This window comes from Streptomyces sp. NPDC059524 (genome assembly GCF_042749255.1).
Taxonomy (GTDB): Bacteria; Actinomycetota; Actinomycetes; order Streptomycetales; family Streptomycetaceae; genus Streptomyces; species Streptomyces xanthii.
In genome coordinates, this window is the sequence record NZ_JBHYTK010000008.1 from 96,849 (window position 1) to 103,862 (window position 7,014).

Annotated in this window: 5 protein-coding genes; 4 read left to right on the forward strand and 1 reads right to left on the reverse strand. The window is 73.2% G+C overall.

Annotated features, from left to right (window positions below; translation table 11 throughout):
- The first annotated feature begins 15 nt into the window (after positions 1–15).
- The gene (locus tag ACFW9D_RS04020) at positions 16–1,332 is read left to right on the forward strand and encodes a glycosyltransferase (RefSeq protein ID WP_188337867.1); all 1,317 of its coding nucleotides are present in this window, start codon (positions 16–18) and stop codon (positions 1,330–1,332) included.
- Positions 1,329–3,452, forward strand: coding sequence for an ArnT family glycosyltransferase (locus tag ACFW9D_RS04025; RefSeq protein WP_384617441.1), 2,124 nt, complete (start codon positions 1,329–1,331; stop codon positions 3,450–3,452). Before ACFW9D_RS04020 ends, ACFW9D_RS04025 begins: the two co-directional genes overlap by 4 nt.
- A 35-nt stretch (positions 3,453–3,487) precedes the next feature.
- On the opposite strand, the gene ACFW9D_RS04030 is transcribed toward ACFW9D_RS04025, so the two are convergent.
- A complete protein-coding gene (locus ACFW9D_RS04030) occupies positions 3,488–4,354 on the reverse strand; it encodes an endonuclease/exonuclease/phosphatase family protein (RefSeq protein ID WP_384617444.1) in 867 nt (288 codons plus the stop codon).
- 114 nt (positions 4,355–4,468) lie between these two features.
- Between ACFW9D_RS04030 and ACFW9D_RS04035 the strand changes: the two genes are divergently transcribed.
- Positions 4,469–6,004, forward strand: a complete 1,536-nt coding sequence (locus ACFW9D_RS04035; RefSeq protein ID WP_384617446.1) for an MFS transporter — start codon at positions 4,469–4,471, stop codon at positions 6,002–6,004.
- Positions 6,005–6,080: 76 nt separating this feature from the next.
- Positions 6,081–6,854: a TetR/AcrR family transcriptional regulator gene (locus ACFW9D_RS04040; RefSeq protein WP_384617448.1), complete on the forward strand. Its 774-nt coding sequence runs from the start codon at positions 6,081–6,083 to the stop codon at positions 6,852–6,854.
- The last annotated feature ends 160 nt before the right edge of the window (positions 6,855–7,014 follow it).

Genomic DNA, 7,014 nt, shown 5'->3' on the forward strand with positions numbered 1-7,014 from the left:
GCGACGGTCGGTGGCATGCGAACCGACTCTTCTGCGAGCACCGCTCCACCCGCCCCCGGGCCGGGGACGCTGCCGGCGCGGGAGCACCTTCCCGTCGGCAGCGGCGCCGTGCCGGTCCTGGACGTCGTCGTCCCCGTCTTCAACGAGGAGAAGGACCTCGACGCGTGTGTGCGGCGCCTGCACGCCCACCTGAACCGCACCTTCCCGTACCGCTTCCGGATCACGGTCGCGGACAACGCCTCCACCGACGCGACCCCGCGGGTCGCGCACCGGCTGGCCGCCGAGCTGGCCGGCGTCGCCTCCGTGCGCCTGGAGCAGAAGGGGCGCGGGCGGGCCCTGCGCGCCGTCTGGTCCGCGTCCGACGCGCCCGTCCTCGCCTACATGGACGTCGACCTGTCCACCGACCTGAACGCGCTGCTCCCGCTCGTGGCGCCGCTGATCTCCGGGCACTCGGACCTGGCGATCGGCTCGCGGCTCTCGCGTGCGGCGCGCGTGGTGCGCGGCCCCAAGCGGGAGTTCGTGTCCCGTGCCTACAACCTCATCCTGCGCGGCTCGCTCCAGGCCCGCTTCTCCGACGCCCAGTGCGGCTTCAAGGCGATCCGGCGCGACGTGGCGCAGGTGCTGCTGCCGCTGGTGGAGGACACCGGCTGGTTCTTCGACACGGAGATGCTGGTGCTGGCCGAGCGGGCCGGGCTGCGGATCCACGAGGTCCCCGTCGACTGGGTCGACGACCCGCACTCCAGCGTCCACATCGTGCGGACGGCGACCGAGGACCTGAAGGGGGTGTGGCGGGTCGGCCGGGCGCTCGCCACCGGCTCCCTCCCCCTCGACCGTCTCGCGCGCCCCTTCGGCGACGACCCGCGCGACGGCCGGCTGACCGGCGTTCCCCGGGGTCTCGCCCGTCAGCTCGTCGGCTTCTGCGCCGTCGGCGGTCTGTCGACCCTGCTGTACCTGCTGCTCTACACCGGCTTCCGTACGTTCTCCGGGGCGCAGGCCGCCAACGCGCTCGCGCTGCTCGTCTCGGCGGTCGCCAACACCGCCGCCAACCGGAGGCTCACCTTCGGGGTGCGGGGCCGGGCGAACGCGGTGCGCCACCAGGCCCAGGGAATCGTCGTCTTCGGCATCGGATGGGTGCTGACCAGCGGCTCGCTCCTCGCGCTCGGCGCGGCGTCCGACGGCGACGCCGCGCACTCCACCGAACTGGCGGTGCTCATCGCCGCGAACCTGGCGGCCACCGTGCTGCGCTTCCTGCTGCTGCGCGCCTGGGTCTTCCCGGACCGCGCCGAGCGGCCGGCGGTGTCCTCCGAGCCCACTCCCGGGAGCCGACGATGACCACACAGACCCCCACGGCCGAGCCCCTGACGGCGCCCGCGACAGCCGCGGACCCCCGACCCGCCGACGCGCGTTGGGTCCGCCCCGCGTTCCTCGCGCTCCTCCTCGTCATCGCCCTCGCCTACCTCTGGAACCTCTCCGCCTCCGGCTACGCCAATTCCTTCTACTCGGCCGCCGTGCAGGCGGGCAGCCAGAGCTGGAAGGCGTTCTTCTTCGGCTCGTCCGACGCCGCGAACGCGATCACCGTCGACAAGCCCCCGGCCGCCCTGTGGCCGATGGCCCTCTCGGTGCGGATCTTCGGCCTGAACTCCTGGGCGATCCTCGTGCCCGAGGTGCTGATGGGCGTGGCCACGGCGGCCGTCCTCTACGCGGCCGTGCGCCGCCGCTTCAGCGCCGCCGCGGGACTGATCGCGATGGCGGTGTTCGCCACGACCCCGGTCGCCGCGCTCATGTTCCGGTTCAACAACCCGGACGCGCTGCTCGCCCTCCTCATGACCGTCACGGTGTACTGCGTGCTGCGCGCGCTGGAGCAGGGCCGCACGAAGTGGCTGGTCGGCGCGGGCGCGGCGGTCGGTCTCGCCTTCCTCGCCAAGACCCTCCAGGCCTTCCTGATCCTGCCCCCGCTCGCTCTTCTGTACGGGATCTGCGCCCCGGTGAGGCTGCGCCGCCGCATCGCCCAACTGGCCCTCTCCGGGCTCGTCATGACCGTCGCGGGCGGCTGGTGGGTGGCCGTCGTCGAACTCTGGCCCGCGGCCTCCCGCCCGTACATCGGCGGTTCGCAGAACAACTCGTTCCTGGAGCTGACCTTCGGCTACAACGGCCTGGGCCGCATCAACGGCGACGAGACCGGCTCCGTCGGAGGCGGAGGCGGAGGCGGTGGCGGAGGCGGTGGCATGGGCGGCGGCACCGGCCAGTGGGGCGAGACCGGTCTCGGCCGGATGTTCAACGCGGAGATCGGCGGCCAGATCGCCTGGCTGCTCCCCGCCGCGCTGATCCTGCTCGTCGCGGCGCTCGTCCTGACCCGGAAGGCGCGGCGCACGGACACCGCGCGCGCCGCCTTCCTCGCCTGGGGCGGCTGCCTGCTGACGACGGGCCTCGTCTTCAGCTTCATGGCCGGCATCTTCCACCAGTACTACACGGTGGCCCTGGCGCCCTACCTCGCCGCGGTGATCGGCACCGGTGCGGTCGTGCTGTGGGAGGAGCGGGCCAGGATCGTCTGGTCGGCGACGCTCGGCACGGCCGTCGCGGTCACCGGGATCTGGGGGTACGTGCTCCTCGGCCGCACACCCGACCATCTGCCGTGGCTGCGCTGGGCGGTGCTGGTCGGCGGGCTCGCGGCGGGCCTGGGGATCGCGCTCGCGGGCCGGTTCGGGCGCGGGCTCGCGCTCGGCGCCGCGGGGCTCGGCCTCGCCGCGTCGCTGGCCGGGCCGACCGCGTACACGCTCAGCACGCTGGCCACGGGGCACACCGGGTCGATCGTCACGGCGGGCCCGGCCGGCGCGAGCATGATGGGCGGCCGGGGTGGTCCGGGCGGGGGTCCGGACGGCGGTGGCGGCCGGGCCGGTGGACCCGCGGGCGGTGCCGGCGGCGGCGCGATGCAGCCGCCGGGCGGCCGGACACAGGGCGCCGGCCCCGGCACGGGCACCACCACCGGCAATGGACCCGGTCAGCAGCAGGGCGGCGGCTTCCCGGGCGGTTCCCCCGGCGGAGCCATGGCCGAGGGCGGGCCCGGCGGCGCGGGAGGCGGCGGCATGGGCGGTCTGCTGGACGGCGCCACGGTCGGAGCCGAGGCGAAGCGGCTGCTCCTGAAGGACGCCGACGCCTACACATGGGCGGCCGCGGCCGTCGGCTCCCAGAACCAGGCGAGCTACCAACTGGCCACGGGCGTCCCGGTGATGGCCGTCGGCGGCTTCAACGGCACCGACCCGTCGCCCACCCTCGCCCAGTTCAAGAAGTACGTGGCCGAAGGGAAGATCCACTACTTCATCGGTGGGGGAATGGGCGGAGGCATGGGCGGGGCCGGCTCCTCGTCCGCGATCACGTCATGGGTCGAGCAGCACTTCGAGAAGGTCACGGCCGGGACGGCGACGTTCTACGACCTGACCCAGCCGAAGTCCTGATCCGTCCGAAGTCCTGATCCGACAGCCCGTGCTGTCTACCGGTCGAGCCGCACGTCGGCGACGACCGGCCGGTGATCGGAGGCGGCCGCCTCCGCCGGGATCGTCACGTCCCGCACGCCGACGCCCTCGCCGACCGCGACGTAGTCGATCCGGTTGACGGGGGCGTCGGCCGGATACGTACCGCCGGTCGCGGGCCCCGCGTCGCGCAGTTCCCGCCACAGCGGGGCCAGTTCGGGCGCGGCCGGCGCCGCGTTGAAGTCGCCGAGCAGGACCTGGCGGGCGCCGGGCAGGGCCGCGCGCTCGGCGCCCATGATCCGGCGGGTGTCGGCCACCTGCGCGGTCCGCACCGACGGATCGCCCCGGTAGTCGAGATGGGTGACGAACACCTGGAGCGGGACGCCCCGCACCTTGAGGGTGACCTCGCCGAAGCCGGGGGCCGGGGCCGGCACCGGGTTCGGGACCTGGGTGGAGAGCCGGGTGATGTCGTGGTTGACGGCGGAGCGGATCCGGTACCGGGACAGGACGGCGACCCCGAACTCGCGGCGCGGCTGCCCGACGGCCGCCGGGTCCAGGCTGTAGATCGGGGCGAACGCGACCCGCATCCCGAGCCGGTCGGCCAACTCCCGGGCCACGTCGAGGCCCTGGCTGCGGGCGCCCCAGTGGACGTCGACCTCCTGCAGCCCGATCACGTCGGCGTCGAGGGCGCGCAGCGCGGCGGCCTGCCGGTCGAGGTCGAAGACGTTGTCCTCCCCGGCCCCGGCGTGGATGTTGTACGTCGCGATGCGCAGGGGGACCGAAGGCGTTCCGGGCGTGTCGGCGGCGGCCGGTGCGGCGGTCGCGATCAGGCTCAACAGAGCGGCGGACAGGGCCATTTGGGGGAGCGCGCGAGCGCGATTCGGCATGCGGGAACGGTACGCCGAAAATGTCGTTGTACACCGTAAGGGTAACCCCTTACGGTGTATGGGAGACGGGTTCGGAGAGGCCCGGTACCGACACCGACACCGACAGGAGACCGCATGACGGCGACCACCGCCGAGAACCACAACAGCCCGGAGCAGCCGGAGCAGACGGCGCCCCCGGCCGGCGGCGGCCACCCCCAGCGCTGGCTGATCCTCGGGGTCATCTGCCTCGCCCAGCTGACCGTGCTGCTCGACAACACCGTGCTGAACGTCGCGATCCCCTCCCTCACCCGGGAGCTGGACGCGTCGACGGCCGACATCCAGTGGGTGATCAGCGCCTACTCGCTCGTCCAGTCGGGTCTGCTGCTCACCGCGGGCTCCAGCGCCGACCGCTACGGCCGCAAGAAGATGCTCGCGGCGGGACTCGTCCTGTTCGGCGTCGGCTCGCTGGTCGCGGGCCTCGCCGACTCCACCGCCCAGCTGATCGCGGCGCGGGCCGGCATGGGCGTCGGCGGCGCGCTGCTGATGACCACCACCCTGGCCGTCGTCGTGCAGATCTTCGACGACGCCGAGCGGGTCAAGGCGATCGGCCTGTGGGCGACCGTGAACTCGCTGGGCTTCGCCGTCGGCCCGCTGCTCGGCGGCGTGATGCTCGACCACTTCTGGTGGGGCGCGATCTTCCTGATCAACATCCCCGTCGCGGTCGTCGGCCTCATCGCCGTGCTCGCGCTCGTCCCCGAGTCCAAGAACCCGCGCGGCGACCGCCCCGACCTGCTCGGCGCGCTCCTGTCCACCGTCGGCATGACCGGGATCGTCTACGCGATCATCTCGGGCCCTGACAAGGGCTGGACCTCGGGGCCGACGCTCACCTCGGCCGCGATCGGGCTCGTCGTCATGGCCGCGTTCGTGCTGTGGGAGCTGCGCATCCCGTACCCGATGCTGGACATGCACTTCTTCCGGAACCAGAAGTTCACGGGGGCGGTGGCCGGCGCGATCCTCGTCGCGTTCGGCATGGGCGGCTCGCTCTTCCTGCTCACCCAGCACCTGCAGTTCGTGCTCGGGTACGGGCCCCTGGAGGCGGGGCTGCGCACCGCCCCGCTCGCCCTCACCGTCGTGGCGCTCAACCTCACCGGCCTGGGCGCCAAGCTGCTGCCCAAGCTGGGCACGCCGCTGACCATCGCGGCCGGCATGACCTGCCTGGCGGCGGGCCTCGCGGCGATCGCGCTGCTCGGCGGGGACGCGTACGGCGGCATGCTGGCGGGGCTGATCATCATGGGCGCGGGCATCGCGCTCGCCATGCCGGCGATGGCCAACGCGATCATGAGCGCGATCCCGCCGGAGAAGGCGGGCGTCGGCGCCGGGGTCAACGGCACGCTGGCCGAGTTCGGCAACGGCCTGGGGGTGGCGGTCCTGGGCGCGGTCCTCAACGCCCGGTTCGCCGCGCTCGTGCCCGTCGCGGCGGCCTCGCTCCCGGCGGCGCTCGCGGCCGCGGACACGGCGCCGGAGAAGGCCCGGATCGCGGACGCGTTCTCCTCCGGCCTCGAGACCAGTCAGCTGGTCGGGGCCGTGGCCGTGCTCGTCGGCGGGCTGCTCGCCGCGGCCTTGCTGCGGCGGGCGGAGCGGGCAGAATCAGCGGTGCCGGCTTCCGCATAGCATCGGTGGACGGGCGGACCGGACCCGACGGTTCCGCCCGTCCGTCCGCCCCGACGATCTTTGAGAAGGTGCCCCGATGGCGAAGGCAGCGCGGATGAGCGTCTGGCTGGAGGAGACGGAATCGGCCAAGGCGCCGCGCGGCCGGCGCACCGAGCAGCCGAGCGGCCTGGACCGGGACCGGATCACCGGGACCACGGTGCAGCTGCTCGACGCCGAGGGGCTCGCCAAGTTCTCGATGCGGCGCCTCGCGGGCGAGCTCGGGGTCACCGCGATGTCCGTGTACTGGTACGTCGACACCAAGGACGACCTGCTGGAACTCGCCCTGGACCGGGTCTTCGGCGAGCTGACGATCGACGAGGACGGTCCGTCGGAGGGCGACGACTGGCGGGAGTGGCTGCGTGACCTGGCCACCGCCTACCGGTCGCTGATCGTGCGGCACCCGTGGATCTCGCCGCTGGCCGGCAACTACCTCAACATCGGCCCGAACGCCCTGAGGTTCTCGTTCGCGGTGCAGCGCATCGTCGCGCGCACGGGCCTGTCCCTGCCCCGGCAGCGCGGCGCGATCGCGTCCGTCTTCCAGTTCGTCTACGGGTACGGGACGATCGAGGGCCACTTCCGGCAGCGCTGCGTGGAGGTGGGCATGACGCGGGACGAGTACTACACGAAGGCGATGTCCGGGTTCAGCGCGCCGCCGGAGATGGCGGACGCGGTGCGGCACGCCGAGCAGTTGATGGCGGAAGGCCCCGACAGCGGCTCCGTCGACCAGATCCTCGACGGCGACTTCGAGGTCGCCCTCGAGCTCCAGATCGCCGGCATCGAGGCCTTGGTCGCCCGGGAACGCGCGGCCTAGGCCGTGTCTTCAAACTCCCGTCGTCGCCCGGAGGGCGGCTTCGCGGCGTCTGGTGCGTGCTCTCGGTGTGCCGGGCGCAGGCCCTCGTAGCGGAGCTACTTGGGTCTTCGCCGGGTGCGGCGAGAGTACGTGCCAGACGTCGTGAAGCAGGCGGGAGTTT

Coding starts and splice junctions, on each gene's coding strand:
- ACFW9D_RS04030 (WP_384617444.1), bottom strand. CDS start 4,354: ATGCCGAATCGCGCTCGCGCGCTCCCCCAAATGGCCCTGTCCGCCGCT.
- ACFW9D_RS04025 (WP_384617441.1), top strand. CDS start 1,329: ATGACCACACAGACCCCCACGGCCGAGCCCCTGACGGCGCCCGCGACA.
- ACFW9D_RS04040 (WP_384617448.1), top strand. CDS start 6,081: ATGGCGAAGGCAGCGCGGATGAGCGTCTGGCTGGAGGAGACGGAATCG.
- ACFW9D_RS04020 (WP_188337867.1), top strand. CDS start 16: ATGCGAACCGACTCTTCTGCGAGCACCGCTCCACCCGCCCCCGGGCCG.
- ACFW9D_RS04035 (WP_384617446.1), top strand. CDS start 4,469: ATGACGGCGACCACCGCCGAGAACCACAACAGCCCGGAGCAGCCGGAG.